Origin of the sequence: Microbacterium sp. VKM Ac-2923, from assembly GCF_022815605.1 — a bacterium.
Lineage (GTDB): Bacteria > Actinomycetota > Actinomycetes > Actinomycetales > Microbacteriaceae > Microbacterium.
In genome coordinates this window covers 66,302-84,011 of record NZ_JALGRP010000006.1, presented here as the reverse complement: position 1 = coordinate 84,011, position 17,710 = coordinate 66,302, and the positions used below count along the sequence as shown (strand labels likewise).

Sequence of the window (17,710 nt, the reverse complement as noted above, 5' to 3'; positions counted from 1 at the left end):
ATACCAAACAGCGGTTTCCGCCCACGTCCGGCCCCTGACAGGATGGAGGCGTGGACGACGACATCGACGCGACCGGCCGGCGCATCGCGCACATCCTGCGCGAACGCATCATCACCGGCGAGATCGACATGGGGCACCGGCTCGGCGAGCGCGACATCGCCGAGGAGCTCGGCGTCTCGCGGGTCCCCGTCAGGGAGGCGCTGCACGTGCTCGAGGCCGAGGGGTTCGTGTCGTCAGCGCATCGCCGTGCCGCCGTCGTGCACCGTTTCACCGTCGACGACGCCAAGGAGCTCTTCGACATGCGCATGCACCTCGAGCCGTACGCTGCGGCGCTCGCCGCGGAGCGCGCCGCGGCCGGCGCCGACACCGCGGCGCTCCGGGCCGCGCTCGACGTGGCGCACGTCGCCTCGGTCGCTGCGGCGTCGGCATCGTCGCGCAACTCCGACCTTCACGACGAGATCTTCGCCCTCGCCGGTCACGCGCTGCTCTCGCGCATGAGCGGTCTGCTCACGGGCCGCACCCGGTGGCTCTTCCGCCTCACGCCCGAACGCGACACCGTCGGTCGGTGGGACGAGCACGCCGAGATGGTGGAGGCGATCGTGGGTGGGCACGTGTCGCTGGCTCAGACGCTCGCCGCCGCGCACGTCGAGAGGGCCCGGGTGGAGTCGATGCCCGGCTTGGCCGAGCGCCTTCCGCCCGTCGAGCGGCCCCCGCGTCGCCGCCGAGCGCGCAGCGTCGCCGCCGAGGCGTGACCGTGCCGCGCGTCGATAAACGCGATTCCTGCGCATAAACGCTGCCTCACCGTGTTTCTGCGCAGGAATCGCGTTTATGCATGGGGGTCACCGCGCCGCGACCGCCCCCACACGAGGCCCGAGCGCCGGCGCCGCGCCCGCCGCATCGCCGCGAACGCGTGACCCCGCCGGGACGTCAGATCAGGCCCAGCTCCGCGAACGCATTGTGCACGCCGTCCTCCAGGACCGCGGTCGTCACACGGCCGGCGAGGCGCTGCAGCTCCGGCTCGGCGTTGCCCATCGCGACGGGCGTGCCGACGACCTCGAACATCTCGACGTCGTTCCAGCTGTCGCCGATGCCGATGGCATCCGTCGCCGACAGTCCCAGCATCTCGAGCACCTCGGTGATGGCGGAGCCCTTGGTCACACCGGCCTGACCGATCTCGCCGTTCGACCCGCCGGGCAGGGGCATCGACCCCGGGATGACGTGGAACTCCGCGCCGAGCTCGGCAGCGGCATGGGCGACCGTGTCGGGGGAGGGGCTGACGAACACGGCCTTCGCGACGCGGTCGTGGTCGACGTCGGCCACGGCGCGCAGGTCGCGCCGCCGGTGGTCGATGTCGGACGGCAGACCGAGGGCCTCGAGCTCGGCGGCCCGGTGCGCGTGGCGCTCGCGCAGGAACGCCTCCATCGTCTCGGCCATTCCGGGCGAGGCGTGCACGGCGTCGTGCGTCTGCAGGAAGTAGTGGATGCCGTGGGCGCGGAAGTACCGTTCGAGGGCCTCGACGTCGGCACGCGGCAGGGGACGCTCGATGAGGGTCTCGCCCCTGCGGGTGGCGTAGGCGCCGCCGTTCGAGATCGCCCCGTCGAAGCCGATGGCCACGACGTCGGGATGGATGTCGGCCTCGGCCCGGCCCGTGCACAGCCACACGAGGTGGCCGTTGGCGCGGGCCTGTCGGATGGCGTCGACCGTGGACGGCGCGATCACCGAGCCGTGCTCGAGGATCGTGCCGTCGACGTCGAGGAAGGCGATACGGGTCATGTGCACTCCAAAGGGTCGGCCCCGGGCCCCGAAGGACCCGGGGCCGACCCGGACGGGGATCAGCGGGTGAGGGACGCGCCGTTGGATCGGATGACGTCGGCGTACCAGCCGAACGACTTCTTCCGGTAGCGATCGAGCGTTCCGGAGCCGTCGTCGTTTCTGTCGACGTAGATGAAACCGTATCGCTTGCTCAGCTGGGCGGTGCTGGCGCTGACGATGTCGATGCAGCCCCACGAGGTGTAACCGAGCACCTCGACGCCGTCATCCAGTGCCTCGCCGACCTGCACGAGGTGGTCGTTGAGATAGGCGATGCGGTAGTCGTCGACCACGGTCTTCTCGCCGTCGACCTCGACGAGCTGGTCGCGCGCGCCCAGGCCGTTCTCGACGATGAACAGCGGCTTCTGCCACCGGTCCCAGAACTGGTTCAGCACCAGTCGCAGTCCCACGGGGTCGATCTGCCAGCCCCACTCGCTCGCTTCGAGCGTGGGGTTGGCGATGCCGCCCATGATGTTGCCCTCGCCCTCGGCGCGCTTCGCGGGGTCGGCGGTCTCGGCGATCGACATGTAGTAGCTGAACGAGACGAAGTCGACCGTGTTGGTCAGGTCGTCGCGGTCGGCGTCGGTGATCTCGAGCTCGATGCCCTTTTCGCGCAGCGTCCGCAGGAAGTACCCGGGGTAGGCGCCGCGCGTGTGCACGTCGCCGTAGACGAGGTTGCCGTGGTCGGCATCCATCACTGCGCGCGCGTCGTCGGGCGACGGGGTCAGCGGGTAGATCGGCATCGACAGCACCATGCAACCGACCTTGGCCTCGGGGGCGACCTCACGGGCGATCCGGGTGGCGCGGGCGGATGCCACGAGCTCGTGGTGCATCGCCTGGTAGAGCTGCTGCTCGGGCACGCCGCCCTCGGGGATCGGGATGCCGCCGCTCATGAACGGCGCGTGCAGCAGGGAGTTGATCTCGTTGAATGTCAGCCAGTACCTCACCCGGGAGCCGTACCGCTCGAAGAGCGTGCGGGCGTAGCGCTCGTAGAAGCCGATCAGCTCGCGGTTCGTCCAGCCGCCGTACGCCTCCGCAAGGTGCAGCGGGGTCTCGTAGTGCGAGATCGTCACGAGCGGCTCGATGCCGTGCTTCTCGAGCTCGTCGAGCACGCGGTCGTAGAACGCCAGGCCCTCCTCGTTCGGCTCCGCGTCGTCGCCGTTCGGGAAGATGCGGCTCCACGCGATCGAGAAGCGGTAGACGCCGAAGCCCATCTCGGCGAACAGGGCGATGTCCTCCGCGTAGCGGTTGTAGTGGTCGATGCCGACGAGCTTGAGGTTGTCGGGCGTGGGGCGGTCGCTGCGGGGACCCGAGATGCCTCGGGGCATCACGTCCTGGACCGACAGGCCCTTGCCGCCCTGGTCGTACGCGCCCTCGATCTGATTCGCGGCGGTCGCGCCGCCCCAGAGGAAGCCGTCGGGGAAAGGGGTGTTCGTCATTGTTCGTGTCTCCGGGGGATCAGCGGGCGGTGGTGAGGGAGTCGACCGAGACGGCGCGGAACAGCGTCTCGCCGTGCGAGAGGGGTCCGGATGCCACGTCGGCGATGTCGGGGTACAGGTCGCCGTTGGTGACGATGACCGGGGTGATCAGGTCGTATCCGGCCTTCTCGATGGCGGCGCCGTCGAACTCCACGAGGAGGTCGCCCGCTTTGACCTCGGTGCCGGACTGCACCTTCAGCGTGAAGTGGCTGCCGCCGAGCTTGACGGTGTCCAGGCCCACGTGGATGAGCAGTTCGACGCCGTCCGTGCCCCGCAGTCCGATCGCGTGACCGGTGGGGAAGGCGGCGACGACCGTGCCGTCGAAGGGGGCGTAGACCGCGCCCGACGTGGGCCGGATGGCGACGCCCTTGCCGAGGGAACCGTCGGCGAAGGCGGCATCCGGAACCTCGCTGAGGGCGACGACGGTGCCGTCGACGGGGTTTCGCACCACGGTGTCGGTGGCGACGGCCGTCGTCGCTGTGGCGGTGGCATCCACGGGGTCCTTGAAGCCGATGAGGACCACCAGCAGGAACGGCACGATGATCGCGACCGCGAGACCGATGCCGAGCATGACCATGTTGCCGTTGCCGAGCAGCGCCGGCAGAGCGAGACCGGAGGGGACGACGAACGCCTTCGAGAAGACCCCGCCCATCGCGATGAGCGCGCCACCCAGGGCGCCGCCGACGATGCCGAAGGCGAAGGGGCGCTTCAGGGGCAGGTTGATGCCGTAGATCGCGGGCTCGGTGATGCCGGCGAGGAAGCCGGACAGGGTGGCGGGTGCGGCGAGCGAGCGCAGGTTCTTGTTGCGGGTGCGCACGAGGACCCCCGCGACGGCGGCCGACTGAGCCAGCACGGCGGCGAAGACCGGACCGAGGAGGAAGATCATGCCGGTGGTCTGGTACTCGAGCTGGAACAGCGGCACGAGGCCCCAGTGCAGGCCGAAGATCACGAAGACCTGCCAGAGGCCGCCCATGATGGCGCCGCCCAGCCAGGGGAGGGTCTGGAAGACCCAGCCGATGCCCGCGGCGAGACCTCCGCCGATGAGGCTGGAGAGGGGACCGATCGCGAGGAACACCAGCGGCACGGCCACCAGCACGACGATCATCGGGGTGAGGAAGCGGCGAACGGCGCCCGGCAGCACCTTCAGCAGGAAGCGCTCGGCGTGGCTCTGCAGCCACACGATGATGATCACCGGGATGACGCTGGAGACGTAGCTGACCATCGTCACCGGGATGCCGAAGAACGTGATGTCGGGCTGACCGTTGAGCGCGACGATCGAGGGGTAGACCAGGGCCGCGGCGATGGCGAACGAGGTGAACTCCGACGCCTTGAAGTACCGCGCCGCGGTGATCGACAGCGCGATCGGCAGGAAGTTGATCAGCGCGTCGGAGAGGGCGTTGAGGATCGTGTAGGTGGTGGTCGTGGCATCCAGCCAGCCGAAGGTGACGGCCGCGGCGAGGAACGCCTTCAGCAGACCCGTGCCGGCCAGCGCCCAAAGGATCGGCGTGAAGATCGACGAGATCATCTTGATGAAGCGGTTGAAGAGAGTGCCCTTGGGGCCGTCGTCTGCGCCGTCGGTGCCCGCGCCTCCGAGCTTCGTCTGCGCCTGGATCGCGGCGTAGACGTCGGGAACGTCGTTGCCGATCACGACCTGGTACTGCCCGCCCGCCTGCGCGGTGGTGATGACGCCGGGTGTCGCGCGGAGCGCTGTGGCATCCGCCTTGCTCTCGTCCTTCAGGACGAATCGGAGCCTCGTGGCACAGTGCACCATCGAGGCGATGTTGCTTTCTCCGCCGACGCCGGTCAGTACCGCCGTCGCCGTCTTCGCGTGATCCACCATCGGAATCCGCCTGCCTTTCGCCGCTTCGGTGCGGCCTGTTCGAATGTTCTGTGGCGACGACCCCGGGTGTTTTCGGGCAATAAAAAAGACCCGAATCCGTTCATCGCTCGTCAGCGATGTGGATTCAGGTCTTGCCCGCTCGCGCGGTAACAATCCGGAAATCGTCGGCAGGAGTGAACCTGCGTCGGCGACTATAGCACCGGTGCGTCGGGTCCGCCAGAGGTGTCTGCGCGACCCAGGCTCGTCGCGAGGCGCTCGACGTGCACCGTGAGGTACAGCACCTCCTCGTCGGTCAGGGTCGACCCGGTCGCCGCGAGCACGTAGGCCTTCACGGCCTCGGCGATACCGAACGCACGGGGGTAGCGGTGCTTCGCGAACTCGAAGAACGACGAGTCTCCGCTGGTGAGCATCGCGCGGTTCACGAGACGTTGCAGAAGAAAACGCACGTGCAGGATGAACCGCGCGTAGTCGGGGCTGTCGGTGTCGAGCGTGACGCCGAGGCCGGTCTCGACCGTGCGGGCGACGTGCTGCACCCGGCGGAAGAGCAGCGCCGCCGTGCCGTTGGGCTCGTCGCGGGTGGCGTTGAGCAGGTGCATCGTGAGGAACACGCCCTCCTCGGGTGGGAGTTCTCGATCGAGGGATGCCGCGATCGACGACGCCATCCGCTCGGCGACGCGGGACTCGTCGGGGTGCAGGATGCGCAGCTCCGGCATCGAGGTGCCGGGGATGCGGATGCCCTGGTCGAGGCGCTCGATGACGTAGTTCACGTGGTCGATCACGGCCAGCGGAAGGCGGCGCCCGAGGTCGCGCCCGAGATCGCGCTCGGCCTCGTCGACCGCGCGGAGCACCGCCTGCACGAGCGTGTACGGCGCGTCGGTCAGGAGCTTGCGGGCGTGCGCGGTGTCGGTCGCCTGGTCGAGCACGAACGTCTTCTCGATCTTCGCGGTGTCGACGCGGCCCTCGTGCTTGAGCTGGAAGCCGATGCCCCGGCCCATCAGCACGCGCTCGCGGCCGTCGGCGTCGATCGCCACGACGACGTTGTTGTTCAGCAGCTTCTGCACGCCGCCGGGCGGGAGGGAGGCGTCACCGGCACCGGGCATGGATGCAGTGTAGGGCGGGGGCGTGGCGCGTGAGTCGCCAGAATTCGTCGCTCGACCCCGCCCTGGGGCGACAATTCTTGGCGACTCACGCGGTGGCGCAGCGCCCAGGCGCGGCGCAGACGCGCCGGGTACCCTGGAAAACATGACTGACCAGCCCCCCGTGCGCTCCACCACGCCCCGGCAGGCGCGCCCCGAGGGGGCCCCGGCCGACACCGCCGTCCGCGAGACGCGGCCGAAAGACACCGGCATCCGTCAGGTGCGGCCGAAGACGGCGCCCGCGGCCTCCGCCGCACGTCAGGTGCGGCCGGCAACAGAGGGCTGGCAGCAGGCCAAGGACGAGACCGGTCGTCCGCTGCTGCAGTTCGCCAGCCCCAAGCGCGGCAAGCCCCCCGTGCACCTCGCCGACCTCACGCCCGTCGAACGCGTGGCGAAGGCGAAGGAGCTCGGTCTTCCCGGCTTCCGCGCCAAGCAGCTCGAGAAGCACTACTTCACGCACTACACCTCCGACCCGGCCGACATGACCGACCTGCCGGCATCCGGTCGCGACGAGCTCGTCGCGGGAATGCTGCCGCCGCTGCTCACCGAGGTGCGCCGGCTCGAGACCGATCGCGGCGACACCATCAAGTTCCTCTGGAAGCTGCACGACGGTGCGCTCGTGGAGTCGGTGCTCATGCGCTACCCCGGCCGCATCACGCTGTGCGTGTCGAGCCAGGCCGGGTGCGGCATGAACTGCCCCTTCTGCGCGACGGGTCAGGCGGGCCTGACCCGCAACATGTCGGCGGCCGAGATCATCGAGCAGATCGTGCGGGCCAACGCCCTCATCGCCGCAGGCGGGCTGGGCGGCAAGAAGAGCACCGACCACTCGCTCGATCGCGTGTCGAACATCGTCTTCATGGGCATGGGTGAGCCGCTGGCCAACTACAACCGCGTCATGCAAGCGGTGCGCGTCATGGTCGACAAGGACCACGGGCTCGGCATGAGCGCCCGCGGCATCACGGTGTCGACCGTGGGGCTCGTCCCCGCGATCAAGAAGCTCGCCGACGAAGACATCCCGGTGACCTTCGCCCTGTCGCTGCACGCGCCGGACGACCACCTGCGAGACGAGCTCATCCCGGTGAACTCGAAGTGGAAGGTCGACGAGGCCCTGGATGCCGCGCGCTCCTACTTCGACAAGACCGGGCGCCGCGTCTCGATCGAATACGCCCTGATCAAAGACATGAACGACCACGCGTGGCGCGCCGACCTGCTGGCCGAGAAGCTCAACGCCCGCGGTCGCGGCTGGGTGCACGTGAACCCCATCCCGCTGAACCCGACTCCGGGCTCGATCTGGACGGCATCCGAGGTTCCCGTGCAGAACGAGTTCGTGCGGCGCCTCAACGACGCCGGCATCCCGACGACCCTGCGCGACACCCGCGGCAAGGAGATCGACGGGGCGTGCGGCCAGCTCGTGGCGACCGAAGACGACGAGGTCGCCGCCGCCGCGACGCCCGTCGGCTGACTTTCGCGGCGGGTTCGCCGGTTCTCGCACGGCGCGTGCGACAGGATGGGCGCGATGCGCACCCTCCTCACACCTCGCCTGTTGCTGTCGGCCGCCGTCGCAGCGGTCCTCTGGATCGTCACCGCCGGTGTCCGCGACGCCCTCCTGCAGATCCCGAGCGGGATCGCCCAATTGGCGAGCGTCCTGCCGCAGCTCGTGCCGACGACGCTGACCGCCTATCAAGCCGGGGGCGGAGGGATCGTCGCAACGGCCGTGGGCGGTGTCGTGCTGGGCGTGGTCTTCATCGGCCTCGCCGTGGTGCTGCGACGCCGGGACGCGGGCGTCGTCGTCCCGTGGTTCGCGTTGGTTGCAGCCGGCGCCCTGGTGGGGCTGGCGTTCGACCTCGGCGCCGGGTGGTCGTGGATCGTCTCGTTCGGGCCGCGAGGACTGCTCACGAGCGGATTCGGTGTCGCGACCGCGGCGGGTGCGCTGTGGGGCCTCGCGGCGGGTTGGATTCCCGCGCTCATCGCCCGCGTTCCGTCCGCCGAGTCGGCGCCGTCGCGCACGCCCGTCTGGCCGCTGCCCGTCGCCGCCGCCGCTCTCGTGGGCGTCGTCGTCGCGGGCGCGGTGACGGATGCCGGTCGCAACGCGTCGATCGAGGCCGAGGTCGCCGCACAGCAGGAGATCGACGCCGCCTCCTCCTTCGGGGCGCTCCCCGATCCGGATGCGCCGGGCGTCGCCGTACCCGAGACGGCCGAGGCTGTGCTCCCCGACGACCCGCAGTGGTGCACCGAGGAAAGGGCCACCGTTCTGAAAGGGGAGCCCGATGCCGCGACGGGGCACCGGGGCCTGCCCATCCAGCTCCTGAACTTCTCCGAAGAGCCCTGCGTGATCGAGGGATACCCGGACATCGCCTTCGGCGATCAGAACGGACACCTCCTCGACGTCACCATCGAGCACGGCGGATCGTTCATGGCACAGGATCCCGGCCCTCAGCGCATCGAGGTCCCCGCGGGCGGGTATGCCGTGACGATCCTCGGCTGGGATGCGGCCTCTCCGCACGGTGCCCTGGTGACCAACACGGTCTGGGCCGCGCAGACGGCGGGCATGGTGCGCGGCTCGTGGCCGATCGAACTCGACATCGTCGAGGGATCGACCGTCGCGGTCACCGCGTGGACGGTGGACGTCGACCCGACCAGCCCGGGCTGAGCGGTTCCAACTCCCGCGGGCTCTCCGTCCGGGCCGCTCGCCGCCTCGCGACGGCGGGAGGCGGCGACCGTTCACCGAGGGGCGGATGCCGCCGTCGCCGACTCGTCGTTCCTGTTCCGGCCGCGCGCCCCCCAGACTGAGCACATGAGGGAAACCGTCGTGCGGGTCGACGACCTGCGCAAGACCTACCGCGGGGGCCTCGAGGCTCTGCGCGGGGTGAGCTTCGACATCCACCGCGGCGAGACGTTCGCGCTGCTCGGACCCAACGGCGCCGGCAAGAGCACCGTCATCGAGATCCTCGAGGGCTATCGCGATCGCACGAGCGGCGACGTGAGCGTGCTCGGCGTCGACCCGCACCGCGGTGGCCTCGACTGGAAGGCGCGCCTCGGCATCGTGCTGCAGAACACCGGCGAGGTGCCGACGGCGAGCGTGCGAGAGCTGCTCGCGCACTTCGCGTCGTTCTACCCGCGGCCGCGCGACGTCGACGAGGTGATCGAAGCCGTGGGCCTGAGCGAGAAGGCCAAGGTCTCCGTCCGCAAGCTCTCGGGCGGCCAGCGTCGCCGCGTCGACGTCGCGCTCGGCATCATCGGGCGCCCCGAGCTGCTGTTCCTCGACGAGCCGACCACCGGCTTCGACCCCGAGGTGCGGAGGCAGTTCTGGGATCTCATCCGCGACCTGCAGAGCGAGGGCACCACGATCCTGCTCACCACCCACTATCTCGACGAGGCCGCCGAGCTCGCGGAGCGCGCAGCGATCATCGTCGGCGGGCAGATGGCATCCGTCGGTCGTATCGACGAGCTCGGTGGGCCCGATGCCCGTGTGCCGCTCGTGCGGTGGCGCGAGGGTGGGGTGACGCGCGAGGAGCGCACCGACGACCCGGGAGCATTGGTTTCCGCCCTGTACGCCCGAGGCGGCGAACCCGAGCGGCTCGAGGTCGTGCGCCCGAGCCTCGAGGACGTGTACCTCTCGTTCCTCGGCGACGAAGCGCGGCGGTCCACGGCCGGAGACCTCGCGTGAGCCGGGTGCTGCGGCTGGGCGCCGCGCGCGTCGCGTTCGAGGTGCGCGCGTACTTCCGGCAGGGCGACTCGGTCTTCTTCACGTTCCTCTTCCCGGTCATGATTCTGCTGATCTTCGCCGTCGCCTTCGACGCGCAGACCTTCGGTCCCCCCGGCGACGAGGTGGATGCCGCGCAGTTCTACCTCCCCGCCATGCTCGCCGCGGGTGTGCTGCTGTCGGGGCTGCAGAACATGTCGATCGACATCGCGATGGAGCGCAGCGACGGCACGCTCAAGCGCCTCGGTGGAACCCCGCTGAGTCCGGTGTCGTACTTCATCGGCAAGCTCGGCCAGGTGCTGGTGACGGGCTTCCTGCAGTCGGTGCTGCTGATCGTGGTCGCGGCGGTGTTCTTCGGCGTTCCGTTGCCGACCGAGCCGGAACGGTGGCTGACATTCGCGTGGGTGTTCCTGTTGGGCGTCACCACGTGTGCGATCCTCGGCATCGGGCTGTCGGCGCTTCCGCGCACCGGCCGCAGCGCCACGGGCGTCGTCATCCCGATCGTGCTGCTGCTGCAGTTCATCTCGGGCGTCTACATCAACTTCGCCGCCCTGCCGGAGTGGCTGCAGAACGTCGCGAGCGTCTTCCCGCTGAAGTGGCTCGCGCAGGGCTTCCGGTCGGTGTTTTTGCCCGAGAGTTTCGCAGCGGCTGAGCCGTCGGGCTCGTGGGACCACCCGCTCATCCTGCTGGTGACCCTGCTCTGGCTGGTGGTCGGGCTCGCCCTGGTGCGGGTGACGTTCCGGTGGATCCGTAAGGACGCCTGACGCGTCGCGCCGCGCATACGTGCCCAGCGCGTCCGCGTGTCCAGTGCATCCGGGTGCCTAGTGCATCCGGGTGCCTAGTGCATCCGCGTGCCTCGTACGTCCGCGCGCTTAGTGCATCCGGGTGCCTAGTGCGTCCGCGCGCTTAGTGCATCCGGGTGCCTAGTGCGTCCGCGTGCCTAGTGCGTCCGCGTGCGAGGCGGCTGCGTGCGGGCGGCCCCGCACGATTCCCCACGCATAAACGCATTCGGTGCCCATAAACACGCTCTCCTCGCGTTCATGTGCGCGGATCGTGTCTATGCGTGAGGGCGGGGGGATGCCGCGACGTTCACGCGGGGTGAGCGCTAGCGGTTCGCGAGGAACGCGATTCGCTGGCAGAAACGCGTTCTCTCGGCGTTTGTGCGCACGAATCGCGTTTCTCGATGGAGGGGGAGGGATGCCGCGGCCCCGGTGTCGGAGGGCGGGGATAGCGTGGAGGGATGGTTGGTTATCGCTACCTCGGAAACAGTGGATTCAAGATCTCGGAGATCACCCTCGGCAACTGGGTGACCCACGGGTCGCAGGTCGGTGACGACGCCGCGATCAAGACCGTGCATGCCGCCCTCGACGCGGGCATCACCACGTTCGACACCGCCGACACGTACGCCAACACGGCGGCCGAGACGGTGCTCGGCACGGCCCTCGAGGGTCAGCGGCGCGAGTCGCTCGAGATCTTCACGAAGGTGTACTTCCCCACCGGTCCCATGGGGCCCAACGACACCGGGCTCAGTCGCAAGCACATCATGGACTCCATCAACGGGTCGCTGAAGCGCCTGGGCACCGACTACGTCGACCTCTACCAGGCACATCGATTCGACTACGAGACGCCGCTGGAGGAGACCTTCCAGGCGTTCGCCGACGTCGTGCGCCAGGGCAAGGCGCTCTACATCGGCGTGTCCGAGTGGACCGCCGAACAGCTGCGCGAGGGGCATGCGCTCGCGAAGCAGCTCGGCATCCAGCTCATCTCGAACCAGCCGCAGTACTCCATGCTGTGGCGCGTGATCGAGGGCAAGGTCGTGCCGACCAGCGAAGAGCTGGGCATCTCGCAGATCGTCTGGTCGCCGATGGCTCAGGGCGTGCTGAGCGGCAAATATCTTCCCGGTCAGCCGGTGCCCGAGGGTTCGCGCGCCACCGACGAGAAGAGCGGCGCCACGTTCATCAAGCGGTTCCTGCGCGACGAGACGCTCGAGGCCGTGCAGCGGCTCAAGCCCATCGCCGACGAGGCCGGACTCGGCATGCCGCAGCTCGCGATCGCGTGGGTGCTGCAGAACCCCAACATCGCGGCCGCCCTCGTCGGGGCCTCGCGCCCGGAGCAGCTCGCCGACACCGTGAAGGCGTCGGGAGTGACCCTGGATGCCGACACCCTCGCCGCGATCGACGCGGCCCTGGGCGACGAGGTGTTCTCCGACGCCGAGAACACGTACGAGGTCTCGCCGAAGCAGCGTCTGGTCTGACACACGGGAGGCGGCGGGTCGGGCGTTCGCGTCCGGCCCGCCGCCGCGTGTGGGCGCGGCTGCCGGGTGCGGGGTGCGGAGTGCCGGGTGCGGCGTGCCGGGTGTGCCGGGTGCGGCGTGCCGGGTTTGCCGGTGCCGGGTGCCGGGTGTGCCGGGTGCCGGGTGCGGCGTGCCGGGTTTGCCGGGTGTGCGGGGTGCCGGGTGTGCGGGGGAGACGGGCGGGTGCGCGGCGCGCCGGGTGTGCCGGGTGCCGGGTGCGGGGTGCCGGGCGGGTGCGCGGCGAGCTAGCCCGCGCGGGGGCGGTATGCGCCGCGGCGACCGGGGGTGGGTGGGTCTTGCGGGCGTGTGCGGGTCAGGCTCTGCGCGGCGAGATGACCCGAGTTTGGCGAGGTCACGCGGCTTTCGTCGCGATCGCGGGTCATCTCGTGAAAGGAGCGTGATCTCGGGGGAGGAACCGGGCCGCGGGTGGGGACGTGGCCGCGGGCCGCGGGCGGCGCGCCGGGGGCGGTGGCCGTGGGCCGGGCGCCGTCGTCGCGGGCCGCGGGCCGCGTCCCGCGGGCGGTGGCCGTGGGCCGTGGCCGCGTGCTGTGAGCGTCGCCGTGGGCCGTGGGCCGTGGGCCGTGGTCGTAGCCGTGGCGGTAGCCGCGGGCCGCGCGCCGTGGGCGGTGGCCGTGGGCCGTGGCCGCGTGCCTCGACTCCCGGTGCCGCGGACAACGAGACCGCATCGGATTGTCGAGACCGCATGCGATTGTCCTCAAACGGATGCGGCCTCGGCGAACGACTGCGGTTTCGACGGCGCAAACGTCCGGCCGGGCCGCGCGCCCGACGATGACGTCCGGCCGGGCCGCGCGCCCGGCGCTGACGTGCGGCCGGGCCGTGCGCCCGGCGCTGATGTCCGGCCGGGCCGTGCGCCCGGCGCTGGGCGGCGCCTCAGGCGGCGCTCAGGAGAGAGCAGGAATCGCGTCGTACCCTGTGCGAATGTCCTTTTCCGCTCACCGGCCGGGCCGCTTCGGCTCCGATGGCCGCATCGAGTTCACGACGGACGAGGAACGCGAGCAGTATCTCGACGACATCCTCGCCGCGCAGAACTCCGCCGCGCCGCATTCGGCCGATCCTGCCACCGCCCGGCAGGAGCACGCCTCCGAGCCGTGGGACGCACCGCCCGCCGACGACGAGCCGCGCGATCCGTTCGCCGACGACGAGACCCTTCGCCTCGACCGCGAGCCGGCCGGGTCTCCCACCGACAGCGATCCGTTCGTCGACGACGAGACCCGTCGTCTCGATCGCGAGCTGACCGCGCCGCCCGCCGACAGCGACCCAACCGCCGACGACGAGACCCTTCGCCTCGATCGCGACCTGACCGAGCCGCCCGCTGCCGACGAAACCCGCGAGCACGCATTCGACCCTTCCGTGCGCGATGACGACCCGTCCGACGACGCGGTCCCGCGGCCTCGCCCGCTGGTCGCGCCCGCGGCATCCGAGCCCCGCCAGCCGCGTCTGCGCCGCCACGATCCGCGTCGGCCGCGCCTCTCGCTGATCCGGCGGATGGCAGTGCTCGGGGGAGCGGACAACGACGTGCTCGACGAGGTGCCCGAAGAGGTGCCGCGCTTCGTGCAAATGTTCCTCGTGCTCGGGGGCACGGCCCTCGTCTCGGCGCTGTCGATGATGTTCGCGCTGATGACCGGCGTGCGCGTCAGCATCCTGCTGGCGATCCCGCTCGCCATCGTGTGGGGCCTCATCATCTTCAACCTCGACCGCTTCCTGACCTCGACGATGCGCTCGACCAAGAACGTCTTCCGTCTGCTCGGCCTCGCCCTCCCGCGGGTGATCATGGCTGCGCTCATCGGCATCGTGGTGGCCGAGCCCCTCGTGCTGCAGGTGTTCCAGAACGACATCGTGCGCGAGGTCAACTCCACGAACGTCACCCAGGCTCTGACGGACCAGGATGCCGTGACCAGCGGTCCCGAGAAGCAGGCACTCGACGCCGCGAGCGCGCAGGTGTCGGCGCTCGAGAATCAGGCCGCCACCGGCGCGGTGACGGGCACCTCCTCGACCTCGGCGGAGTCGGCAGCCGCGCAGCAGACGGTCGACCAGCTCACCCAGCAGCTGGCGGCGCAGCAGACCGTGATCGACCAAGCGCGTGCGGTGTACCAGTGCGAACTGACCGGCCAGGGCGCCGGGACCGTCCCCGGGTGCACCGGTGTCGCCGGAGACGGCGCGAGCTCGGATGCCGCACAGGCGCAGCTCGCCCAGGCGCAGGCGGCGTACGACTCGCTGTCGACGCAGCTGCAGCAGGCGCAGTCCACGCTCGCGGCCGCCAACACCGCGGGCACCGAGGCTGCGGCATCCTCCGCAGAGTCCAACAAGCAGCAGGCGCAGGATCAGCTTCCCGCCGCCCGGGCCCAGTACGAAGCGGCGCTCGCGGCGTACAACGCGCGCGCCGAGTCGGTCGCTGACGGCAACGCGGGGGCGGTCGGCCTGCTGAGCCAGATCACGGCGCTCGAACGCCTGTCGGACCGTGAGCCGGTGCTGCGCTGGGCGCACTACCTCATCGCGGCGCTGTTCTTCATGATCGAACTGCTCCCGGTGATCGTGAAGGTGCTGACCAGTTTCGGCGGTCCGTCGTTGTACGAGAAGGCCGAGAAGATGCGCGGCCAGATCGCCCTCGACCGGGTGTCCGCCCGCACCTACCGCAAGCGCGCCGACATCATCGCCGACGAAGCCAACCGTGTACCGGCGGCGGTGACGTGATGGTCGCCTGGAGCGCGGGACTGCTGCTGTACCGGATCGCCCCCGCGCCCCAGGTGCTCATCGCGCACATGGGCGGCCCGTTCTGGGCCAAGAAGGACGCGGCGGCCTGGTCGATCCCCAAGGGGGAGTTCGACCCCGACGCGGAGGGTGCTCTGGATGCCGCCCGGCGCGAGTTCCGGGAGGAGCTCGGGGTGGAACCGCCCACCGTGGAGTGGGCCGAGCTCGGTACTTTCGCGTACTCGAGCGGCAAGAAGGTCGTGGTGTTCGTCGGCGACGGCGCCGGATTCTCGGCATCCGGGTTCACGTACGGCACCTTCGAGCTGGAGTGGCCGCCCCGTTCCGGCAAGACGGCGTCGTTCCCCGAGGTCGACCGCGCCGAGTGGATGGGTCTGGATGCCGCCCGCGAGGCCCTCGTGAAGGGTCAGCGCCCGGCGATCGACGCGCTGGAGGAGGCGCTGCGGGAGCTGCCCCGCGACTGACTGCCGCGCCCTGTTCCGTGGTTCGGCGGTTCCGCGTGGTTCGGTGTCCAGTACATCCGGATGTTCCGGGATCTCGTCCGGGTGTCGTGGACACCGACGGGCTTCGCGCCGATGCACGGGCCCCGAGTGCGAGGCCCCGGGTCCGGCGGCGCGGGGCGCCCGACGCCGGAGCACCGCGGGACCCCATAAGGCTCCCGCGGCGCCACGTGCTCACGGGCGCAGCAGCACCTTGCCGACGCGGGTCGAGTCGCTCGCGGTGACCGCGTCGACGATGTCGTCGAGGCCGAAGGTGGCGGCGACGGGGAGGGTCACGGTGCCGTCGGCGAGGTAGCGCGACAGTTCGCCGAAGAGGGCGCCGCGGGTGTCGGCATCCATCGTCTTGCTGACGACGCTGCCCCAGAAGCCCTTCACGGTCGCCTGGCGGAAGATGATGTCGCCGGCCGAGAGCTCGAGCTTTCCCGCTCCCATAGAGCCGAAGATCACGAGGGTACCGTTCTCGGACAGCAACGAGAGCACGTCGTTGCTGGCCGAACCGCCGACCGAGTCGACGCCCGCCACGATGCGGGCACCGTCGGCGAGGGCGAGGGCCTTGTCACGCCAGTCGTCGGCGTCCGTCGACACGACGTTGTCGATGCCCTGCTCGGCGAGCTCGGCGACGGCGCTGTGGCGGCGCACGAGACCGATGACGTGGATGCCGCGGGCCTTGGCGATCTGCGCGACCATGCGGCCGACGGCGCCGTTGGCGGTGTTCTGCACGATCCAGTCGCCGGACTTGAGGTCGAGCGAGTGCAGCAGGCTGATGGCGCTGAAGGGCATCGACACCAGCTGCGAGGCCACCTCGTCGGACAGACCCTCAGCCACGGGGATCAGGCCCGCGGCCTTGGCGACGACCTGCTCGGCCCAGACGCCGAAGGTGCCGCCGGTCGCGACGCGCTGACCGACGGTCAGACCCTCGACGCCCTGGCCGAGCTCCTCGATGATGCCCACGGCCTCGGTGCCGGCGCGGGCGGGCAGCTCGGGTGTGAAGCCATAGGTGCCGCGGATGGTCCACAGATCGTGGTTGTGGATGGGCGAGAGGATGACGCGCAGGCGCACCTCACCGGGGCCGGGCGTCGGGTTCTCGACCTCTTCGGCGCCGAGGACGTCGGCCGGTTCGCCGAACTCGTGGTGGATGACTGCGCGCATGGAACGCCTCCTGTGGTTATTTTGTAACGACTGGTCTAATATAGACCCGGGGTCGGCGATCGTAACCGTGAGGACCCTGAGCCCGTCGAAGGGCCTGGTGGCTTCGACAGGCTCAGCCACCTCGGTTCTGCCACGGAGGACGGTGGCTTCGACAGGCTCAGCGACCTCGGTTCTGCCAAGGAGGACGGTGGCTTAGACAGGCTCAGCCACCTCGGTTCTGCCGCGGAGGACGGTGGCGCCGATAGGTTCAGCCACCTCGGTCTGCCACGAAGGACCCTGAGCTCGTCGAAAGGTCCGGGCGCTACGCGAGACCACGAGAGGAAGAGATCATGGGCAGGACGCCGAGCTTCGAGCGCTCCGCCGTCGTCGACGCCGCGCGCGACGTCTTCTGGCAGCGCGGATACGCCGAGGCGGGCATCGCCGAGCTCGAGGAGGCGACGGGGCTCACCCGCTCCAGCCTCTACAACGCCTTCGGCAGCAAGCGCGGACTGTTCGACGCGGTGCTGGCCGCCTACCTCGACGACGTCGTGCGCACGCGCCTGCGGCCGCTCGGCGGGGGAGACCCCGGCGCCCTCGAGGCGTACGTCGACGACATGCGCGCAGCGATCGAGGCCGACGCCCCGCGCGCCCGGCTCGGGTGCCTGCTGCTGAACGCCGGTTCGTCCCCGCTGGCGTCCGACGACGCCGAGGTCCGCGCCCTCGTCTCGGGCTATGCGGCCGAGATGCGCGCGGCCATCCGCTCCGCCGTCGCCGACCGCCGACCCGATCTGAGCTCGGATGCCGTGGGCGCGCTCGCCGCGGTCTGCGCCTCGCTGGTGGTGGCCGGTCTCACCCTCGCGCGCGCCGATCGTGACGCTTCGCTGGCGACGTTGGCATCCATCCCGACGACGCTGGAGTCGTGGGGGCGAGCCTGATGCACGCACGTGAGGCGCCGGTTTCGGCCGTCTGGTAGGCCTCCGAAGCGGCGGATCCGGTCACCTCACACTCGTTTTGTATACGAAGGCCGTCACCAGGATGCGGAAGATGCCCATTCGTGTCAGTGAATGCATACACTGGTGGGGTGATGGCGAGGGAG

At 70.2% G+C, this 17,710-nt stretch carries 14 protein-coding genes; 9 read left to right on the top strand and 5 right to left on the bottom strand.

Translation table 11 applies throughout. The features are described 5' to 3' along the window. The first annotated feature begins 50 nt into the window (after positions 1-50). On the top strand, positions 51-752 hold the full coding sequence (locus MT347_RS18405) for a GntR family transcriptional regulator (RefSeq protein WP_243501263.1): 702 nt from the start codon (positions 51-53) through the stop codon (positions 750-752). 175 nt (positions 753-927) lie between these two features. Here the strand turns inward: MT347_RS18405 and MT347_RS11515 are convergent, their stop codons facing one another. The 4 genes from MT347_RS11515 to MT347_RS11500 all read right to left on the bottom strand — a co-directional run bounded on the left by MT347_RS11515 (position 928) and on the right by MT347_RS11500 (position 6,227). Next, on the bottom strand, positions 928-1,773 hold the full coding sequence (locus tag MT347_RS11515) for an HAD family hydrolase (RefSeq protein ID WP_243501261.1): 846 nt from the start codon (positions 1,771-1,773) through the stop codon (positions 928-930). 59 nt (positions 1,774-1,832) lie between these two features. Further along, positions 1,833-3,248, bottom strand: a complete 1,416-nt coding sequence (locus MT347_RS11510; RefSeq protein ID WP_243501259.1) for a glycoside hydrolase family 1 protein — start codon at positions 3,246-3,248, stop codon at positions 1,833-1,835. Between the two features lie 19 nt (positions 3,249-3,267). Then, positions 3,268-5,127 carry a beta-glucoside-specific PTS transporter subunit IIABC gene (locus MT347_RS11505; RefSeq protein ID WP_243501257.1) on the bottom strand — a complete coding sequence of 620 codons (1,860 nt, stop codon included), beginning with the start codon at positions 5,125-5,127 and terminating at the stop codon, positions 3,268-3,270. 191 nt (positions 5,128-5,318) lie between these two features. Beyond that, positions 5,319-6,227 (bottom strand): PRD domain-containing protein, encoded by a 909-nt coding sequence (locus MT347_RS11500; RefSeq protein WP_243501255.1) that lies wholly within the window; start codon positions 6,225-6,227, stop codon positions 5,319-5,321. Positions 6,228-6,369: 142 nt separating this feature from the next. Here MT347_RS11500 and rlmN point away from each other — a divergent pair, with 142 nt between their 5' ends. The 7 genes from rlmN to MT347_RS11465 all read left to right on the top strand — a co-directional run bounded on the left by rlmN (position 6,370) and on the right by MT347_RS11465 (position 15,450). Further along, entirely contained in the window at positions 6,370-7,725 is a 1,356-nt protein-coding gene (gene rlmN, locus MT347_RS11495; protein ID WP_243501252.1) for a 23S rRNA (adenine(2503)-C(2))-methyltransferase RlmN, read from the top strand. A gap of 54 nt (positions 7,726-7,779) precedes the next feature. Beyond that, complete coding sequence (locus MT347_RS11490) at positions 7,780-8,913, top strand: DUF4232 domain-containing protein (RefSeq protein WP_243501250.1); 1,134 nt, start codon at positions 7,780-7,782, stop codon at positions 8,911-8,913. A gap of 144 nt (positions 8,914-9,057) precedes the next feature. Continuing rightward, positions 9,058-9,930: an ABC transporter ATP-binding protein gene (locus MT347_RS11485; RefSeq protein ID WP_243501248.1), complete on the top strand. Its 873-nt coding sequence runs from the start codon at positions 9,058-9,060 to the stop codon at positions 9,928-9,930. Further along, positions 9,927-10,730 (top strand): ABC transporter permease, encoded by an 804-nt coding sequence (locus tag MT347_RS11480; protein WP_243501246.1) that lies wholly within the window; start codon positions 9,927-9,929, stop codon positions 10,728-10,730. The genes MT347_RS11485 and MT347_RS11480 overlap by 4 nt, the downstream gene beginning before the upstream one ends. 476 nt (positions 10,731-11,206) lie before the next feature. Continuing rightward, complete coding sequence (locus tag MT347_RS11475; RefSeq protein WP_243501244.1) at positions 11,207-12,220, top strand: aldo/keto reductase family protein; 1,014 nt, start codon at positions 11,207-11,209, stop codon at positions 12,218-12,220. A 978-nt stretch (positions 12,221-13,198) separates the two neighbouring features. Further along, complete coding sequence (locus MT347_RS11470) at positions 13,199-14,971, top strand: DUF4407 domain-containing protein (RefSeq protein ID WP_243501242.1); 1,773 nt, start codon at positions 13,199-13,201, stop codon at positions 14,969-14,971. Next, positions 14,971-15,450, top strand: a complete 480-nt coding sequence (locus tag MT347_RS11465) for an NUDIX domain-containing protein (RefSeq protein WP_243501240.1) — start codon at positions 14,971-14,973, stop codon at positions 15,448-15,450. The genes MT347_RS11470 and MT347_RS11465 overlap by 1 nt, the downstream gene beginning before the upstream one ends. Before the next feature lie 210 nt (positions 15,451-15,660). Here the strand turns inward: MT347_RS11465 and MT347_RS11460 are convergent, their stop codons facing one another. After that, positions 15,661-16,635, bottom strand: a complete 975-nt coding sequence (locus MT347_RS11460; RefSeq protein WP_243501238.1) for a zinc-binding dehydrogenase — start codon at positions 16,633-16,635, stop codon at positions 15,661-15,663. 329 nt (positions 16,636-16,964) lie between these two features. On the opposite strand from MT347_RS11460, the gene MT347_RS11455 reads away from it, so the two are divergent. Then, positions 16,965-17,549: a TetR/AcrR family transcriptional regulator gene (locus MT347_RS11455; RefSeq protein WP_243501237.1), complete on the top strand. Its 585-nt coding sequence runs from the start codon at positions 16,965-16,967 to the stop codon at positions 17,547-17,549. Positions 17,550-17,710: the final 161 nt, after the last annotated feature.